We start from the raw sequence: 19,149 nt of genomic DNA, 5'->3' as shown, positions 1-19,149 counted from the left end.
GACCTACTAACTCTGACTCAAGGAGACCACACAATTATGAAGAAGCTTGTATCCTGGAATGTGAATGGACTTCGCGCTTGTGTTGGCAAAGGATTCATTGATTATTTCCAGAGTGTTAATGCTGATATTTTTTGTCTCCAAGAAACGAAGCTGCAAGAAGGTCAAATTGATCTAGATCTGGGAGCTTATCATCATTATTGGAATTATGCTCAGAAAAAAGGCTACTCCGGTACTGCTGTATTTACAAAAGAAAAGCCATTATCCATTTGGTATGGTTTAGAGGAAAATGAAGAACCAGAAGGCAGAGTTATTACGTTGCAATTCGAAACGTTCTATCTTGTAAATGTGTACACCCCAAATGCCAAACGTGATCTTTCAAGGCTCGATTATCGGTTGGAATGGGAACAACGCTTCCTCGATTATGTACAGAAGTTAGATTGTAATAAACCAGTTGTTATATGTGGCGATTTAAACGTCGCTCACGAAGAAATCGATCTAAAGAACGCAAAGTCTAACCATGGAAATTCCGGATTCACTGCTGAGGAACGCTCCTGTATGTCACGCCTTCTTAGCGCTGGATTCGTCGATTCCTTCCGTCATCTCTACCCTGAGCGAACGGATTCATTCTCATGGTGGTCTTACATGCCTAAAGTAAGGGAACGAAATGTCGGTTGGCGCATCGATTATTTTCTCGTATCTGCTAGACTAGCAACCAACATTACAGCAGCTGACATCGATTCCGCTATTATGGGAAGCGATCATTGCCCTGTTTCCTTGGAGCTAGACTAATTTTGTCCTTAATCGAATCAAAATCGATTAAGGACAATTTTTATTTTCTAGTTCGACGAAGTTGGAACGTAACGACGAAGCCAACTGCCAAAACTTGCAGGATTACGGCTCTGAATAAGTATGACTCCCTCTCCACGGAAACGACAAACGAGCATTTCACCACTTTTAATGCTGGATACCCAACCTTTGGAAGACTTCTCAATACTATATTGCATCGTGCTCGGCCAAGCTACGAGATGACCATTATCGATAACAACTTCTTCTCCTGGTGCCAGGTTTACCTCGTGTATAGCACCGAAGGATGACAGAAATATTGTACCTCGGCCGCTAATTTCAACTACGAAAAAACCTTCCCCAGAAAATATCCCTCTGCTTAAGTTTTGCATTTTCGTACTAACTTCTACACCTTCTGTAGCAGCAAGAAAACCATCTTTTTGCACAAGAAGCTTATGACTGCCATCCAATTCAATGGCCTGAACATCGCCTAACGTCTTAGGTGCGAGGAGTAGCTCTCCATTGCCTCTTGCAGCGTTCACCTCTTGAAAGAAGAAGCTTTCTCCGCTTAGCATCCGTCCGAGCCCTTTCATAATGCCTCCATTTGTTGTACCTTTCAATTCAAGGGTAGGCGACATGGATACCATCGCTCCTGATTCCGCCTTAATTCTATCCCCTTGTGCAAGTTGTATACTTAACATCGCAAATGCACCTTTGTTCAGCACTTCATATTTCATATCCTACTCACTCCCTAACTTGTTTCTGTTCCGTTATATGATTATTATAGCCGATTTCCAATTTTATGGGGAATCGTTAACGTTACAGTCCTGTTCTAATGACAATTATATTTATCGAATTATTAGATTACGCATACTAGTTTACTACAGTTTAAGTTGTTGTCTTTAACTAAAATTGAGTCACTCATTATATAAAAAAGGTATTTTTTATAGTTATTAATCCAGTATACAAATATGGATTGTGAGCAATAAAAAGCTATACTATGATCTAATTGCAACCTAATGAAATAGGCTATATCCAAAGCTCTTACATTTACTGCTTATGGGCAGAGAAATTCATTTACCTTTTGCAAGATTAAGTCGCAATCGAATCTACTACTTTCAGCTAACCCCCTTAATTTTCAATTTATCAGAACAAACGTTCTATATCAAGTGATTTTTTGGAGCGAAATGGATTTCTCATCCTATGGACAGTTATAAATTCAACCTAGGGTATCTATGCTCTTTTTGTATTTTATGTCATTATTGATAACTAGAGGTATATTTCGGAGGTGCTCACTTGAACCAAATGAACAAAACAAGCTCTTATCGTATTCTTTTGATCATGATGAAACGAGCTAAAAAGCATTGGGTTTCTTATATCGGTGTAAGCATTATTGCTCTTGCTGCATCCTTACTGCCTGTTGGCTGGGCGGAAGCGATGCGTCAATTGTTTAACGCAGCAAAAGAAATGGACAGTAACGCACTTAAATCCGCTGCGCTATTGTTTGGGGTGTTATTCGCGGGTGAAATTACTATCTCCACGATTAGAGCCTTTCTCATGCAGAAACTGTCCAACCGAACAACACAAGATCTTCAACGCGAAGTGTTACAAGGACTATTTATTATGAAAATGGCTAGATTTATGAGTTGGCATACTGGTGATAAGCTCCAAAGGATGAATCAATCCGCAACTAGCGCTCAAACAGGCATTAATCAGAAGTTGCCTGAACTTATCCAAAACTCACTATCTATCGTATTTTTATTTACCTATTTGACCGTTCTCTCGTGGGAGCTTATGGCGGGGGCAATTACTGTTGCGCTGCTAATACCTCTCTTAAGCAACTGGTTAGGCAAACCCATTCGCAGAAACCAAGAACTAACGAATGAGTCACAAGCAATTACCGATGCTTCTCTACTTGATCAACTTCAAGGCGGGGAAGTATCTCGGAGCTATGGTCTTCGGGATTCGTTCAATAAGCAATGGGAGAGCAATCTTGAAACTACAAGGCGGAGATGGCTTCGCACAGACTTTCTTCGAACGATGACAAACTCAACGATTACGATAGGGTTCTTTTTGGGTCAAGCTTATATTTTTATTATGGGGGCTTGGATGGTCTCTCAGCAAACGCTTAGTATCGGTTCTATTGCTGCATTTGTCCTTTCTTATGAAAGACTTGTATTTCCCATGGCTCAACTATCTAACACTTGGGCAGCTGTTCAAGACGCAATTGCACATGCAGGTCGGGTTCTGGAACTAACCGAGGAACCTCCCTCTGATCAACATAAAAGTTCAGACAGCGTAATCAAACTTCCACTTCAAGCAGATATTCATCTGGACAATGTGACCTTTCGTTATGGCGATAAGATCATTATTAAAAACTTCTCTGCCAGCTTTCTTCAAGGCAACACAACAGCTCTAGTAGGTCCTAGCGGCAGCGGCAAAAGTACTATCCTAAAGCTTTTACTCGGATTGTATCCGGCTGATTCGGGTACGATTCATTATGGGAACTCAGCGCTCCATAATGACAATTGGAAACAATGGCGGGAGCAAACAGCATATTTGCCTCAAGACGCTGCCATACTCGACGCAACTGTAGCAGACAATATACGTATCGGGAAGCTTGATGCTACTATTGATGAAATTAAGGAAGCAGCAAAGCTGGCTAACGCTCACTCCTTCATCGAAGCCCTCCCAAATGGCTATGAAAGCATACTTGGTGAAGGTGGCGGTCGACTTTCAGGAGGCGAACGACAACGTCTTGCACTGGCAAGAGCTTACGTACGTGACCCTCGTATTCTATTACTTGATGAGCCTACTTCAGCTCTTGATGCGACCAACGAAGCTCTTATGCAAGAAGCGCTTCATACGATGAAGCAAGACCGTACTGTCATTGTTGTTGCCCATCGACTGTCTACTGTTAGAGATGCTGACTGTATCTTGTATGTGGAAGATGGTCAATTAATGGAGGCAGGAACTCATCAACAACTTATGGATCAACGGGGACGATATGCATCGTTAGTTCAAGCTGGCGAATGGGTTGATGAAGAAGTTGTGTATGAAAGGAGCCTAGCCTAATGAACAAATATAGTGTACTAAGTCGAAACCCTAGAATTCGCGAGCTCGTTCCTATGCTTTGGAAGCGGCTTGGCTCTGGGCAACTATGGTTTGTCATTGCTATACTTTTCTGTCTTAGTGATATGGTTATTATGATGCTTACTCCTTATGTACTTGAGATTTATTTCAACGTTTTAGAAAACGGCGAATTAAAAGAAGTTCAAAATTTACTCATCCTCTTCATTGTCCTCGTAATTGTTTTAAGTGGACTCGGGCTGTTGGGCCATTATCTCAAGCAGGATAATATGAGTAAATTACATCGGGACATTACATTAGATTTAGTTGATCATGCACAGCGACTTCCACTAGAAAGATCTCAAGCCTCACATACTGCTGATCTATCACAACGAATTATGTTAGATTCGAGCAAAGTGACCGTATTACTTGAAAGAATTTTTAACAATATGGGAAACCAAGTTATTATGCTAATACTGGCATTGCTCTATATGCTGAAACTCCAATGGCAAGTTGCCGTTGGCGTGATGATTCTTATGCCCTTAGGCTTAATTGGCAGCCATCTGCTGCGCCATAGATTAGAACGAATTGGAAAAGAAGTGGCTGATGAAGAAAGTAGCTTTCGTCAATGCCAACAGGAAGCATTACAAAGTATGGACACGTTAAGGGCGTTCGATGCCGAGAGTTGGATGATGGATCGATTCATCACGCAACGTCAAAATCTTAATAAACTTTATTTACGGAGAATGTGGCTCCAACAATTAGTAAATGTACTAACAACTACTTTAGCTTTGTTCATTGCATGGGGGTCCATTCTTACAGTTGCATGGATGGCTGTTCAGGGCAAACTTCAGCTGGGAACGTTAATGGCATTCTTCATCCTCATTTGGAGAATTTACGACCCTCTGCTCATTCTTGGACGTCTATGGGGAGAAGTTCAGGAATCAAAGGGTGCTGCTACTCGTATATCCAGCATATGGCGAGCTAACAAAGAACCTAATGAAAAAGTCGAAGTTATTCCAGCTAACGCTGCTCTAAGTGAAAATCCCATTTTGAGCTGGAATAATGTCACTTTTCACTACCAACAACATGCCAATATACAAGAAATGGATGGTGTGGACACTTCTGAATTTGGTCAGATGAATGAACCTTTGCTGAAAGATTTCCAGCTCTCGCTTAGTCCCGACACTTTTACAGCTATTGTAGGTTCCAGTGGATCTGGCAAATCGACTGTTGCTAAACTAGGCGCAGGTCTGCTCTTCCCGATCGAAGGTTCCGTACATATTAATGGCTCATCTTCCCTAGTAAATGCTGAATTTGCTAGAAAGAACGTGTCTTATGTACCACAAAATCCTTATCTCTTCTCTGGTACTATACGAGAAAACTTGATGATGGCTATGCCTAATGCACTCGAATCTGATCTTATTGAAGCAGCAAAGATTGCGGAAGCTCATTCGTTCATTGAAGCTCTTCCAGATGGCTATGACACACAAATTAGCGAACATGGCTCTTCACTCAGCGGTGGACAGAAACAGCGACTAGCCATAGCTCGTGCTGTACTAGCTGCAAGACCAATCTGGATATTTGACGAAGCCACCTCTGCGTTGGATCTAGAAACAGAACGACGAGTTATGGAAGCTATCTTGTCCCGCATACGTGAACGAGGCAGTTCTCTACTTGTAATTGCCCATCGCCTGACAACCGTACAAGAAGCAGACACAATCATTGCAATGGAGACAGGTCTAATTAAAGAGAACGGTTCACATCGTGAGTTGCTCCAACGTGAGGATGGACTCTATCGCAAACTTTGGAAACAGATGGACGGTGGGGAAGCAGAGTAAGCACAAACAAGTTAGGTATCTAAGAGGACCTCCAAAAAGCGATGGCTTTTTGGAGGTCCTCTTTCGTCTGATAGAATCTATTTTATATGCGACCAGTATTTCACGTCCTCAGCCCAAACTCTGGCAGTCGTTGTTTCCTGCTGCCCTTGCACATATGCAAGTGTTAAACGATCATCTTGTGCAAGCAGTTCAAACAGTTGTTCAGAGTGATACACTCCTACTGGCAGGTTGGCGCGATACACTAAATCTACTGTCGCTGCAGCCATTGATGCCGTCACGCTCGATTCAACTCTTCCTTGCACATACAATTGCATTAACTTGTTCTCGCGATCCATGCGACCAGTTACATCAACCTTTAATGCATACCGATCAGAGCCATAACTCATCTTTTCAAATGCTTTAACAACAATCGATCTGATGAACTTCCCTCTAAAAAATTTAGTTAAACCAAGCTTCGTCATAAACGCTACTAGCGAAGTAGCAATATGTGAGTCAAAGCATAGTCGAGTCGCTATTGAGCTAGTACTCATTGTCCTTGGCAGCATAACCTGATCGGAGAATGGAAATCGATACGCTCTATGTTTCCCAAGCCCTCCTCCAAAGTCAATTGTTCGTCCATCTGTAAAGCTTTTCACACTTACTCGTTCACCCGCTTCCATTACTTCAAATGTATCTGCTAAACTATCTACCGTCCATTCGATAGCCGCTTTCCCGTGACTATCGCCAAGACCTAACATAATGCCAATTGAAACGTGATCGAGATGTTCAAATGTATTGCGTGCCTGTCGTACCAAAAGGTTGCTAAGTCCTGGTGCTAAACCGACACTAATAACTGCTGTAGCTCCCGACACACTGGCGACATCATTTAACTTCTCCATTTCTAATAAAAATGTACCATTCGCTGAAACATCAATATAATGGGTGCCGCTTCGCAAACATGCTGCCGCAAATGCAGTGTCACTCTGATCCAGACACATAACAACTAGCTTAACCGATGACAACCACTCCATATCAATGACATTCCCTACATTAAGTTGCAGAGGCTTCACATGCCCTCCCGTATTGGCACAGAAACGTTCTGCCTTCTCCTTACTTCTCCCAGCTGCATATATACGTCCCTGATATAGTTCACTTAGAGCATTACATATCGCTCCGCCAACGTGTCCATATCCGCCAATTACGACAATATCCCTCTTCAATCCCATCAGCTCTCTTTCCATTCCTGTGTCTATCTCTTACAATTAACTAAGAATTATTCTCAATTATATAGAAACAGCAAATAAGGACTATCCCACATTTATGGGAAATGCGGCGCAGGGGGAATACACGATGGACATTTTAACGAAAAAACTAAATTCGCTTGCAAAACGTTCTCAAACCTCACAGCAATATAGGGAGCTTACAATCGCCGCACTTAGAGAGGCATTGCCTTTCGAGGCAGCTTGTTGCTCCGCAGTAGATCCAATTACTTTGCTTTCGACGGGAGCAGTAACTGAAGATGGCGTAGAAACCATCCATAATAAACTATTAGAGTCGGAATATGTGCATGATGATATAAATGTATATAGTGATTTGGTGCGTTCGGAAATAATGGTCGCTACTTTATATCAATCTACAAATGGACAACCCGAACAAAGTGAAAGATACCGGGGCGTGCTAAAACCAGCAGGATTCGGCGATGAACTGAGGGCAATTCTTATTACAGACGGGGCATGTTGGGGACATCTAACTTTGTTCCGTACAAGTGAGCAGCCACCTTTCAGCCAAGGTGAAATGGACCTTATTCGAACAACAGCACCAATTATAGCAACGGAGCTGCGTCGTTTCACATTGACATTGCCTGAGGCAGGCAATGCAGTAAATAAAAATAGTGATCCTGGCATGATGACGATTTCTACTGGACTTGTCCCTCTTGCAAGCAATTATGCTGCATCCGAGTGGCTGCAACTGCTCCGACAGTGGGAGAACATTTCTAGCGATCAATTACCAAGACCCATTCAAGCAGTCAGCGTAAGAGCACTTGCTGATACAGACTTACCTTCCTCTGCATCTATGCCAGCAGCCAAAGTATGTCTCCGAATTCCTGATGGGACCTATTTAACGCTGCGTGCCAGCAAGCTGAATGGACTAGTGGGCGAGAATTGTATTGTTCTATCATTCGAGATAGCCAAACCTTCAGACATTCTGCCTCTGATTGCGAAAGCATATGACCTAACCCCAAGGGAAACGGATATCGCAGAGCAAATCTTCCGTGGGTGCTCCACAAAAGAAATTGCTTCAACGCTTCACATCTCTGCCTATACCGTACAGGATCATCTCAAATCGATATTCGACAAAACAAATGTCAACAGCCGCCGAGAGCTTGTCTGGCAATTGTTCACTCGATACGCAATTGAATGAAAAATCGGGAACCCTAGTAAGCAGGGCTCCCGATTTTTTTCATCTCATTCATTAATGATATAGCAAACAACACTTCACCAGTTATTCCTCTTCAAATGAAAGGTTTGTCGGTTCGTCCATAAGATCCGAACTCATCTGCATGTTTGTACTTTCGGTACGTTTATCCACTTTTTCGAAGGTGAAGCCATCCATCCATACTTTTCCCTTTCCAGTAAGGAGTACCCCGAAGGAAATTAGGTCACTGCCAGCCGGTACATCAAGAACGATAGAATATAAATTCCAAGCTCTAGTGCCAACGATCGGACGATCGCTCATGTTATCAAATTGAAGCGTATCTCCTGTCGAATTGTCTACTCTCATCCACAGCCCGGCAAAATACTCAACATCCTCCGATTGAATAAAAGCCGATAGTTTAATTCGCTCGCCTTTAAACTTATCTGCTTTAAATTGCTGCATCATAGTTGCAAATTGATCTGCTGAAACTGCGGTCATGGACTTTAAATAACCGGAGACCTTCCCCATATGCACATTTTCACGATCTATCCCCATCACATAATCAGCTGGATTGCAGCCACTCAAAATCCATCCTTTTATCCCCTGCTTCTTACTGCTCATCGTTTGAACCTCCTTATACATTTGTCCGTTAAGATTCATTATTAACTTGCGATAACGACCAGGTGGCAGGTTGTATACTTTCTTGAATGCACGTGTGAAAGCTTCCTGTGATTCAAACTTGCATTGAATTGCAATTTGCAAAATATCCTCAGTAGAATGCAACAACAACGCTGCGGCACCAGCCAAACGTCTGCATCGCACATAGTCGATAACTGACATTCCTACCTGCTGTTGAAAAATGCGGTGAAAGTGATACATCGAAAATCCCGCCGCGGCCGCAACGTCTTCCAACGTAAGCTCTTCCTCCAAATGAGTTTCAATATAACCTATCGCTTGATTAATCATAGGATGATATTTCACGTGATCACTCCTTGTATCAAACATTAACATAGGATGTTTACTTGTTTTTGATCGCTTTTGCTAAGTTAAAGAAAGTACAATAAGAACTGTACCCCGTCAGCAGGCACGACGGTGTACAGCCCATAATTACGTTTCAATATTTTATAATAGAAGCTATTCGTAACTTACGCCAACGTGATTTTTCACAACATCACGAACAATGGAAAACACTTCGCCATTGCTTAGAGATGTTGTATCTTCAAGCTCTTTAATCGTACTTTCTTCGACCAGACGTAAGCCTTTGAGCATTGCTAAAGCTTCCTTTGGTCCCACTGCAATACCCGCAGTCACGAGTACCGTATATGCTAGTTGATCAAGAGTTAACTGTTGCTTCCCTGGTTCTTCCAGATTTGCTATAGCAGCATATGGATTACCAGCAAAGTTGCCTGAATGAACCGTCTTTACCATCATCATATTATTGGCGAAGTGACCTGCATTTGCTTTACCGTCGAGATCCCACGCGTCATTATAGTCACCGCCGAAAGTGAGGGACATACTGACAGCTGCAAGCAGTCCTTTGTAATGTTTATGTTTCATATATTCGGGCTTGTCATACTGAACAGCGACCAGGTCCATTCCTTGCTTTGTTAGCTGTTTTCGAAGCTCTGATATTAACTCCTTTGACTTAGATAGTTCACGGAACGTAACCTTCTTGTCTTGCGAAAGTTTCACCGCAGCTCCAGCTGCTTCAGCTGTAGCCATACCTAGCGGTATGACGCGTGCACTGCCGTGTGGAATCGTATCAAAACTTGCCGCACGTCCCACAACTAATAAGTTGTCTACTTCAAGCGGAACTAATGTACGGAAAGGCACCCCATATTGCTCAGGAGCAACAACAATTGCCCCTCTATCCTGATGATTGAGACGTTGAATATCCACTTTATAAGATCCGTAAGCAATTGCATCCCAGTGATCTCGATTATCCATAACATCTACAGTCGTCAAGCGATATTCACCTTGAATATGTCTTGTTTCCCTGACATATAGCTCTGGTGCTGTACCAGCAAACTCAACATCTTTTAGCTGCTTATAGGTTTTGCGTAGATAGTTTGTAATGAGCGGTGCTTCCTTTCTACCAATCTCAAGTGCTTCCTTCACTGATTCCGGATTTAGCGGGTCAATTCCGAATATATGCATCGCATTAATGAGCACCGTGTTATCATTTTGCCTGCCTACATTAAGTGCGCGTATTCCAACTCTCTCTGGATTCGATGACACATATTCTCTAGCTTCCTTAAACCCCCATGCGCTCATGCTGTCTATTCCTGTACCATCACCAATCTTCTCGAACGAATCCCATACTTCTTGCGTCACTCCACTAAGCTTGAATACTAAGGTAACCGCCATCTGTGCATCCCGATTACCGATATCTTCTCTTCCTAAAGTAAATGGAGCCCCTGCTAATGCTGCGATATCACCATCCTGCGTCGCATCAATGACAGCAGATGATTCCACTTTATGCATCTTGCCAACACTATCAACAATTTGCAGTCCTTTAATCGACTTGGCTGCGCCTGACACTTCAACCAAAGGTTCCATGCTCTTAACCTTCATGAGCAAATCGATATTCGATTCTGCCTTGACCATTTCATAAAAAGCGTTCGCAGCGGTATTCGTATCTACCGATGTTCCTTCCAGTCGGTCATACCATTCTTGAAATATCCCTTTATTCAGGAAATTAAATTGACCCGACATAGCAGATTGGCTAGGTGAATAATTCAAATCTAATGAATTTAACCATCCAATCGTGATGAGCCCACCCAATATTTCTCTATTTCGTCCATCAACTAATAACACTTTTAACCCATTCCTTGCGGCAGATAACGCTGCTGTTACACCTTCAGGATCAGTTCCTGCGACGATAACATCATATTGTGGTTTAGGCTCATTAATAGACTCTACATCAAGTAAAGCTTGCGGTGAATAAGTATTTTTTGTGCTATTCTTTTTTTCTATCGTAAGCCAAAACGTCACACTACCTGCTGCTAATAAAAGCGATATTAATACTGAAAAGATGACAATTTTTCTCTTCCTGCTTCTAATCATAATGCCTCCTTATAATCAAAACGATATAATAATACGCACTTGACGTAACTGACCCATTCATACAATATATTACTAGGGTTATTTTGGAAGTATATTAATCTTCTAATGGAGGTCACATGAGCAAACTAAGTACGATTATTGCAAAAGAAAGCCGAATAACCGAAATCGATTTCGTACGTGCTTTTGCCATAATAGGTGTACTCGCAGTACATGCCACTTCATTTGCTACGATTGAAATGTTGCCTCATCAAAATAGTTATCCCATCTATAACTTTATTAATATATTTATGAAATTCGGCACACCAATCTTTATTTTCCTTAGCAGCTTTGTGCTATTCCTTAGTTATTTCCATAAACCGATAAATAAGAGTACTCTTATTTCCTTTTATAGAAGAAGATTGGTTTACATTATTATACCATTTCTTGTTTTTTCGACAATCTATTACGGAGCAGTTGCACTTACTAGAGAAGACGGTCAGTTGCCCCCCAATTTGTTCATTGATTATGCCATTAAACTTTTAACGGGCACATCGTATTCTCATCTTTATTTTGTTTTTATAAGTATTCAATTTTATTTGTTATTCCCAATCATACTTCTAGCGCTCCAAAAGTTCCCTCGTTTCATTCCATGGTGTATACCATTCGGCTTTTCTTTACAATGGGGCTTTTATGCACTTGATCATTTCATCTATATTCCTAACATTGGGAGCTGGGCGTTCTCATATTTCAGCTTTTATATGCTGGGTGTTTATGTAGGCATTCATTTCAAAAAAATACAGCACTTTTTATTTTCAACAACTGAGCATGTTAAAAAAAAGCGAACAAAAATCACATCCGCAGCCATTTGGAGCCTCTGGATTTTGACTGGTCTTAGTCACGTCATCATCCAATATAAACTTAGAGTTCATCATATCGTCTATCCGAAATATGTATACAGTATGATTTGGAATGTGTATATCTTTATGTCCTCATTCGTATTTATGCAAGCAGCCTTTTATCTTCAACGGAAAGTGAGCGCCCATTTCCTTCTCCGAAAGCTTCGTGAACTCGGTCAATTCGCATTCGGTATCTATTTACTGCATCCACTATTACTTGCGGCTTATCGGGAACTTCGTCCAACAACTGAACATACCGCAATTCTTCACGGATGGTATGCCGGTGGATTTGTGCTCGCCCTAATCGGCTCTTGGGTAATCGTTGCTTTCACCAATCGTTATTTCCCGTTTGCTTGGTTGTTATTTGGGAAAAATGAGCATAAGAAAAAGGACAACCCGCATATCTCTGCGTAGATTGTCCCAATACGTCTATTTATCATTAAGTGATTAATGTGTTCTATTGGTCGTTTCCACCACTCAGCTTTACGATTTTGTATGTTGTTCTTCCATGAACATTGCATTTTTCCGACCTGTAAAGACAATACTAAACAGGCAGCTAATAATAATATAAGTTGATTTAAATGTACGGTTTTTCATTTGTTATCTCCCCTTTGTCTTTGGCCTGTTCTTATCATAATGTAGAACATAATATGCAGCCATCGAACAACCTTGCAGGGAATATTACAATATTGTCACGTCCGATTCATTAATAGCCAACTTCAACCGATGCAATGACGACATAAGCTAGATCGTTACGATCTTCCTTGTCAGGCAGTACAATCCCACTTGTTGTAACCATGCCGCCTGGAACAACTTCAACCGTTACTTGTCCATATGGAAGCTCCCTCCTGACCGTCTCTACATCAAGAGACTCCATATCAGCGGGAATCGCCAGTCTGACATTCACTTTCATGTTGTTCAAGTCACCATCTGGCAAAACTGAGCGAATGCCAGGCATCGAATTATGATGAATCGCATTTTGAACAGCTCTAACCGCCGCTTTGGTCACATTTTGCCCATGGAGATCGATCCCCATCCCAATTTCTACAAACATTAATTTGTCCATTATATAATTTCTACCCCTATCTTCAAAAAATAGTCTCCTACTGTGCTGTCCATCCGCCATCTACTACTAGCAACGTCCCTGTAACGAGATCAGAAGCTGGAGAAGCTAAATAAATGACAGCTCCAGCTACATCATCAATTGTACCTATTCTACCCATCGGTATTCGCGAAAGCACATTTGCTTTGAACTCTGGTGTTTCTAGCCGCTCGGCAGTGCCAGGCGTATGTATAAAGGTTGGTCCAACAGCGTTAATGTTAACGCCTCTACTTGACCACTCTAAAGCGAGCACCTTGGTCAACTGATTAACACCACCTTTAGAAGCACAATACGCAACTCCTTCTGGAATACCTACGATACTTACTTGAGAGCTTATATTAACAATTTTCCCATATCCTTGCTCCAACATATACCGACCAGCAGCTTGGCAACAGAAAAACACGCCCTTCAAATTAGTATCCAACATGTCATCCCAGTATTGCTCTGTAACGTCCTCTGCTAACATCCCCTCGCCAAACCCCGCATTATTAACGAGAATATCTAAACTGCCAAAATCGTTGACGACCTGTTGAAAGACTGATCGAATTGCAATCACATCACGGACATCCAAAGAATACGCTGACGCAATCCCACCTTCGGCGCTTATTTCATCTACCAGTGCCGTTAGGTCATCTCTATTCCTCGCAGTAACTGCCACCTTGGCTCCCGATGCTGCGATAGCTTTAGCCAATCCGTATCCTATTCCTTTGCTTGCTCCCGTTACAATAGCAACTTTCCCTTCAATACTAAAGTTCGGCTTCATGGCAGCTCTGTACCTCCTTTTTATTTGCGCAAACATATCTAAAATAATCAATTAGGTCACTACTAACTTTACCATATTATTGCTAATTATTTAGTGGAAAGTGAGGCAAAACAACAGCCCCGTAGCGGGCAATAAGAGAAATATTTATACAAAAAAGTTGCACCTCCCGTTACGTTAGGTTGTATGCTTATACTTATGTACATATTTTTTAAGGTAAAAGGTGGCTAAAAGATGAATCAACCTATTATCTATTCGATTGGACAAATTTCTAAACTTACCGGTATATCGATTCGCACCCTTCACTATTATGATGAAATTGGTTTGTTAAAAGCAGTTAAAAACACGAAATCAGGACATCGTCAATATTCACAAAGTGATATTGTGACCTTACAGAAAATTGTTACTTTCAAGTTTCTTGGCTATAGTTTGGAACAAATTATTCAATTTGTAGAGCAGCAGCAATTCGATGCCAGTTTGCAAGAGACGTTGCTCGCTCAGAAAAAAGAGCTGGAAGTGAAAAAAGCCCATTTGGATACGACGTTAAAAGCGATTCAACGAGCGATTTCGCTGCTAGAGGAAACAAAGGTCATTGATAGTGGAGTGTTAATTAGTATCATCCAAAACATTCAGTCCGAAAAGGCTCAACGTGAATGGCTCGGACAATATGTAGAGTCCAAAACGATTAGCGGGCTTTTTGATCGATCAGATGAAGAGTTAGAGGAACTCGACAAGCAGTATATTAAACTCGTTCAGGAAACTCGGCGACTAGTTGGCAGTCCAATTGACAACCCTGAAGTTCAACAAATGATCGAAGAGTCCATTCAGCTCAATCTCGGATATGTTGGGGCAGAATTATTAGAAGAGATCGCCGGTCTCGCTGAAATTGAGGAAGAAAAATTGAAAGAACTTGAAGCACTCGCGCCAACTCCCTTCACACCTGAGGAGAATGATTGGCTTCAACTAGCGATGGATCATTATTTGAAACAGAAGGGGATGATTCCCAAATAATCTGTTGCATTTATATCGTAGTCAAACAATGAGATCGCACTCACAGATTATAATGACCGCTTAGTTCGATCTTTAGCGTTAATTCTAACTGATTAGTGCGATCTTTGACATTTGTTCTATGCGATCACTTGGCTCAGAAATTCTTTTTCATCCTCATGCAGACCTTCATATAACGAATCTCCCGCAAAGCGATGCGCCTCGATAAAATACACTTTTGCTTGATAATGATTACCCAAAGCTAAGTAGGCCCTGCCTAAACATATGGAGGGTAACGGCACCTGATTTGTAAGTGTCCATTCTCGTGCGATAAGGGACGCCTGAATACATTCCTTATAATGGCCCATTGAAAATAAAGTATCTCCCAGCCCACTTTGAACCCAGTAATAACTATCATGACTCTCCGATTCATCTTCAGCTTGAATGATGGTAAGTAAATTTCAAAAAAAATATTCATTGCCCTATTAGCTCCTAGTTCCCTTATCCTTATCTTAATCTCATTATTTCACAATACGTTACACATTTTTGACAATGTTAGAAAATTCTAAGAACCATTATTTCTTCGCAACCTTTTCAAACGATATTCGTCTACTTTTTTATAAAATGGATAAAGGTGGTGTGTCATGTACCATTCACAAAGTGAAAAACGTATGAGTACAACATATGTGTGGTTGAAGTTGTTTCTGGTTGCTGTTATTGCTTTTGGCGGCTTATCAATAACAACTACATCTGAGGTCAATGCACTTGAAGCACTTGCTGCAGTTAAGCTTACTGACAGCAAACAAGCGATTGAACGAGCAAAACAATTGAAGTTGTTGCCGGAAGAGAAAGCCGAGATCAAAGCAATAAAGGAAACAAAGCCAGTTGAAGCATGGAAAATAAGTTACTCTGTCGGTAAAAATACTGAAAAGGAGTTCATTAAGGAAAGCGGCGGCATTACACTGAGCGCAGCTTCAGGTGAGCTCTTGGATTTCCATGAAAATGTTAGATTAAATAACAAGGGCTGTGCTTATCCATGCGAACTCCCTGATCCACAAACAATTCAAGCTAACATAATTAAAGCAGCAACTGACTTCTTATACAGTAACAACTGGAAGATAGATGCGGACTATAAACACGATAATTACGCAATCTCTGATTACGTAGCTAATGAACGTGGATCTCTGTTTCCTTCAGTCCGATTTAATCGAACACATAATGGTGTACCCTATCTGAACAACGGGATAACGTTTAGAGTTAACCCATCAGATAATACAATAAGCGAATACAGCTTTAGCTGGTCAAAAACTACCTTTCATCTACCTAAGGACATCATCAGTCCAGAAAAAGCAGGTCGTATTTTGTTCAATGCAATTGAACCTAGTCTCGTGAGCTCAATGGATCTTCGGCAACCAGAGAAATTTAAACCCATCTATACAGTTAGTCCTAATTCCTTAAATAACGGTCCTGTAGTTTACAAGTTAGATGCGAAGGGAAACTTCTCTGAAGGGAAGGCTCCACAAACGTCATCACCTCCAAAAAACGTAAAAGCTAAATATTCTAAAGAATACGCAAAACATCGTCTTCTTTCCTTATACGAACTAGAGCTACAATATACGGACACGGAACTTGGTAAGGCAGAACCCTTCTATTATTTACGACTTAAGCAAGGAGTACCATTGTTACATCAAGAGCCGCACCCCTATATTGATGCGCAGACTGGGGAATGGATCAACTTTCTTCATGAGCCACTTACCGTTAAACTTCCACCTGCGGGCGATTGGCTAATCGACTTAGTAGCCGCACCTAAAGATATAGACTATAAAGCAGCTGTTGTGTGGGACAATGAACTTGTTGAGCTTGTTAATACGCCAATTATTAATAAAGGAACTACCCTTGTTCCTTTCAGAGAACTTTTGAAAAAGTTAGGTGCCAAGATCGGCTATGATCATGCTAAACGTAAAGTTACTGCTAGCCTTGATGGTGTCACTGTAGTGCTCACCATCAATTCAAAAACAGCTTATATTAACGGCAAAGCTCATACACTCATTGCTCCTCCACTTACAACAAAAGGAGTCACCTATATACCAGCACGAACAGTATTAGAAGCGTTCGGAGCAAAGGTTGGCTGGAACTCGGAATCCCGGCTTGTGCTCGTTCAGACTAACCCCGAATTACCGAAGCTAACCCAATTACAATTGGACCAGTTCAGGCTACAGTCACAAATTCGGTGGGAAGAGAAACATTGGAAGTAAAAAAATTTCAGTAGACATACAAAGAAGCCATACTCCATTTAATACGGGAGTGAAGGCTTCTTTAGTTTACTTTACTTTGCTACCTAGCCCAATAGGTGCCAATCTCACATACAATCCGAGATCTTTCTTTTTTTGGAAACCTCACTCGGATTAAAACCGAATGTTTTGCGAAATAGCGCAGAAAAGTGGCTCATATTCGAATATCCTACCATTAATGCGGTTTCACTTACGTTTGTTTGTCCCTGCTCAAGCAGCATTCGGGCAGTGTTCATTCTTTCCTCACGAATATAACCGAACACCGTTGTACCGAACAGCTCTTTAAAACCTGCCTTCAGCTTAAAATCGTTTAATCCAACTTGCCTTGCAAGCTCAAGAAGCCCTGGAGGACAGCTCTGTGTATGGCGCAAAATTTCTTTCGCTTGATACAACTTATCAATATCCGCCTTTTTCAGTTGCGTTGCTCGCAACTCCATATCTTGGGTCTGATCCATACCATACCAACAAATTGCAATAAGCTCGATTGCTTTGCCCTCCAAATAATATTGGCCCATCGGCCCACTGTATGGACAATTTTGCAGTTGATCCAATATAGTCTGTATTTCCGGAGAGAGGGAATGTTGTTTGTAATAGAAGGAATCATGAGGATGCCAAGGGAACTCCGTAAATAGTTGCCTCCATAACCTCATATCTATGCGAAGCTCCAAATGAATCAAACGATCCGTTTGCCGATGTTCAAACCGAATTTGAGCATTATTTATGTAAATGACGTTTCCTGTTCCAGATTTAATGGCACACTCCTTCTGGCTGCCGGCAATCGACCAATTTCCATTTCCATATAACGTAAACGATATTTCTAAATGCGGGTAATGTACACCTACGAAAAAAACATGATTTTCTCTTAAAGACACATCAACTGAATGAAGCTCCATCCCCGGTCTAAGTTGAATACGGCGGACATAACCTTCCCCCCACTGTTCCGGCAGTTTCATTCTCCCCCCTGGTCCTGGATTCGAATGATTGATCGTTGACTTCATCCATTCATCGTGCAGTGACTCTATATGGTAAGAATCAAACGTATGATTCATCCAAGCACCTCCGTAGTGATAATCGTTATCAATTAAAATTGTAACAATTAAGTTGGAAAAAGAAAACAATTATCTCTGTCGTTCAGGCAATAGTTAAACTATTAGAAAAAAGATCACATCTTCCTAGTCGTGGTTACTAGGAAATGTGATCTTCTTTTGGGATATCGGTTAATATCTATCCATGTTAGCCTATGGAGGCTATGTCATAACGATACGAACAACCTTTACTGCTCGCTGTCTGCGTGGACAATAGCAAAATACTCTTTTTCCAAAATGGAGAAAAAATGTTGATCAATCCACTGCTCCTGCCAATACAGCTCTTCTTTAAATACGGCTTCCTTAGTCATGCCTAGTCGCTCCATAATTGCTGATGATCGTGTATTAAGTGAATTACACATTCCTATAACTTTATGTGCATCTAGTTGATTAAAAGCAAAGTCTAGCAGCAGCTTGACGGATTCGCTTCCGTATCCTTGCCTCTCGTAGTCAGGTAGGATCGAAAATCCTAGTTCCCAACTCCTCCGATGATCAACATAATGCCAAATTTGAGCTAAGCCTATCGGAGTATTATGTTTATCGTCTCTTAATGAAATGATAAAATCATAGCTGCTCCTCTCGCCCTCCTCTTCTATTTTCTCCATGTACTCCTCACGAACCTCATTTACATCGGAATGTACAAAGTCTTCGTAGTACCATAAATTTTGATCACATTCTACTCTACAAATAAAATCTAGATCATCCGTCGTTATTTGGGTAAGTAATAATCGATCTCCCAACAAAATCATAGCTTCACACTCCTAGTTATCGTTTATCGTAGCAACCACTCCTCTTATTTTATCATCCCATAGCCCATTATTTATGGTAACAAATGGTTATAATTGAACAGCGCTGTTTCTTCGCTAGTCATATGTTCTGCAATATGTACGCTCTCG

Annotated in this window: 16 protein-coding genes; 7 read left to right on the top strand and 9 right to left on the bottom strand. The window is 41.3% G+C overall.

Annotated elements, in window-relative coordinates:
• Nucleotides 1-36 precede the first annotated feature (36 nt).
• Nucleotides 37-789, top strand: coding sequence for an exodeoxyribonuclease III (locus tag MFF31_RS13005; protein WP_238188386.1), 753 nt, complete (start codon nt 37-39; stop codon nt 787-789).
• 47 nt (nt 790-836) lie between these two features.
• Here MFF31_RS13005 and MFF31_RS13000 read toward each other — a convergent pair whose 3' ends face one another.
• Entirely contained in the window at nt 837-1,520 is a 684-nt protein-coding gene (locus tag MFF31_RS13000; protein ID WP_238188385.1) for a TIGR00266 family protein, read from the bottom strand.
• Between the two features lie 604 nt (nt 1,521-2,124).
• Here MFF31_RS13000 and MFF31_RS12995 point away from each other — a divergent pair.
• Together MFF31_RS12995 and MFF31_RS12990 are read left to right on the top strand one after the other, a co-directional pair.
• Nucleotides 2,125-3,858 (top strand): ABC transporter ATP-binding protein, encoded by a 1,734-nt coding sequence (locus tag MFF31_RS12995; protein ID WP_248565478.1) that lies wholly within the window; start codon nt 2,125-2,127, stop codon nt 3,856-3,858.
• Complete coding sequence (locus tag MFF31_RS12990) at nt 3,858-5,693, top strand: ABC transporter ATP-binding protein (protein ID WP_238188384.1); 1,836 nt, start codon at nt 3,858-3,860, stop codon at nt 5,691-5,693. The genes MFF31_RS12995 and MFF31_RS12990 overlap by 1 nt, the downstream gene beginning before the upstream one ends.
• Nucleotides 5,694-5,770: 77 nt before the next feature.
• Here the strand turns inward: MFF31_RS12990 and MFF31_RS12985 are convergent, their stop codons facing one another.
• Nucleotides 5,771-6,913, bottom strand: a complete 1,143-nt coding sequence (locus MFF31_RS12985; protein WP_238188383.1) for a saccharopine dehydrogenase family protein — start codon at nt 6,911-6,913, stop codon at nt 5,771-5,773.
• Nucleotides 6,914-7,022: 109 nt separating this feature from the next.
• On the opposite strand from MFF31_RS12985, the gene MFF31_RS12980 reads away from it, so the two are divergent.
• Nucleotides 7,023-8,093, top strand: coding sequence for a helix-turn-helix transcriptional regulator (locus MFF31_RS12980; protein ID WP_238188382.1), 1,071 nt, complete (start codon nt 7,023-7,025; stop codon nt 8,091-8,093).
• Between the two features lie 81 nt (nt 8,094-8,174).
• Here MFF31_RS12980 and MFF31_RS12975 read toward each other — a convergent pair whose 3' ends face one another.
• Together MFF31_RS12975 and MFF31_RS12970 are read right to left on the bottom strand one after the other, a co-directional pair.
• Nucleotides 8,175-9,068: a helix-turn-helix domain-containing protein gene (locus MFF31_RS12975; protein ID WP_375541290.1), complete on the bottom strand. Its 894-nt coding sequence runs from the start codon at nt 9,066-9,068 to the stop codon at nt 8,175-8,177.
• A gap of 153 nt (nt 9,069-9,221) precedes the next feature.
• A complete protein-coding gene (locus tag MFF31_RS12970) occupies nt 9,222-11,153 on the bottom strand; it encodes an FAD-dependent oxidoreductase (protein ID WP_238188381.1) in 1,932 nt (643 codons plus the stop codon).
• Between the two features lie 116 nt (nt 11,154-11,269).
• On the opposite strand from MFF31_RS12970, the gene MFF31_RS12965 reads away from it, so the two are divergent.
• Nucleotides 11,270-12,442, top strand: coding sequence for an acyltransferase (locus MFF31_RS12965; RefSeq protein WP_238188380.1), 1,173 nt, complete (start codon nt 11,270-11,272; stop codon nt 12,440-12,442).
• A 292-nt stretch (nt 12,443-12,734) separates the two neighbouring features.
• On the opposite strand, the gene MFF31_RS12960 is transcribed toward MFF31_RS12965, so the two are convergent.
• Both MFF31_RS12960 and MFF31_RS12955 read right to left on the bottom strand, forming a co-directional pair.
• Nucleotides 12,735-13,094, bottom strand: coding sequence for a Lin0512 family protein (locus tag MFF31_RS12960; RefSeq protein WP_238188379.1), 360 nt, complete (start codon nt 13,092-13,094; stop codon nt 12,735-12,737).
• Between the two features lie 37 nt (nt 13,095-13,131).
• Nucleotides 13,132-13,893: an SDR family NAD(P)-dependent oxidoreductase gene (locus MFF31_RS12955; protein WP_238188378.1), complete on the bottom strand. Its 762-nt coding sequence runs from the start codon at nt 13,891-13,893 to the stop codon at nt 13,132-13,134.
• A 231-nt stretch (nt 13,894-14,124) separates the two neighbouring features.
• On the opposite strand from MFF31_RS12955, the gene MFF31_RS12950 reads away from it, so the two are divergent.
• Nucleotides 14,125-14,901 carry a MerR family transcriptional regulator gene (locus MFF31_RS12950; RefSeq protein WP_238188377.1) on the top strand — a complete coding sequence of 259 codons (777 nt, stop codon included), beginning with the start codon at nt 14,125-14,127 and terminating at the stop codon, nt 14,899-14,901.
• 116 nt (nt 14,902-15,017) lie between these two features.
• On the opposite strand, the gene MFF31_RS12945 is transcribed toward MFF31_RS12950, so the two are convergent.
• Nucleotides 15,018-15,245, bottom strand: coding sequence for a hypothetical protein (locus MFF31_RS12945; RefSeq protein ID WP_238188376.1), 228 nt, complete (start codon nt 15,243-15,245; stop codon nt 15,018-15,020).
• A gap of 276 nt (nt 15,246-15,521) precedes the next feature.
• Between MFF31_RS12945 and MFF31_RS12940 the strand changes: the two genes are divergently transcribed.
• Nucleotides 15,522-17,132, top strand: coding sequence for a copper amine oxidase N-terminal domain-containing protein (locus MFF31_RS12940; protein ID WP_238188375.1), 1,611 nt, complete (start codon nt 15,522-15,524; stop codon nt 17,130-17,132).
• A gap of 104 nt (nt 17,133-17,236) precedes the next feature.
• On the opposite strand, the gene MFF31_RS12935 is transcribed toward MFF31_RS12940, so the two are convergent.
• Together MFF31_RS12935 and MFF31_RS12930 are read right to left on the bottom strand one after the other, a co-directional pair.
• On the bottom strand, nt 17,237-18,217 hold the full coding sequence (locus MFF31_RS12935; RefSeq protein ID WP_238188374.1) for a helix-turn-helix transcriptional regulator: 981 nt from the start codon (nt 18,215-18,217) through the stop codon (nt 17,237-17,239).
• A 224-nt stretch (nt 18,218-18,441) separates the two neighbouring features.
• On the bottom strand, nt 18,442-19,002 hold the full coding sequence (locus MFF31_RS12930; protein ID WP_238188373.1) for a GNAT family N-acetyltransferase: 561 nt from the start codon (nt 19,000-19,002) through the stop codon (nt 18,442-18,444).
• Between the last annotated feature and the right edge of the window lie 147 nt (nt 19,003-19,149).

It is taken from the genome of Paenibacillus sp. L3-i20, from assembly GCF_022180385.2.
Taxonomy (GTDB): domain Bacteria; phylum Bacillota; class Bacilli; order Paenibacillales; family Paenibacillaceae; genus Pristimantibacillus.
The sequence above is the reverse complement of the archived record's forward strand: the minus strand, read 5'-3'. Positions and strand labels throughout refer to the sequence as shown.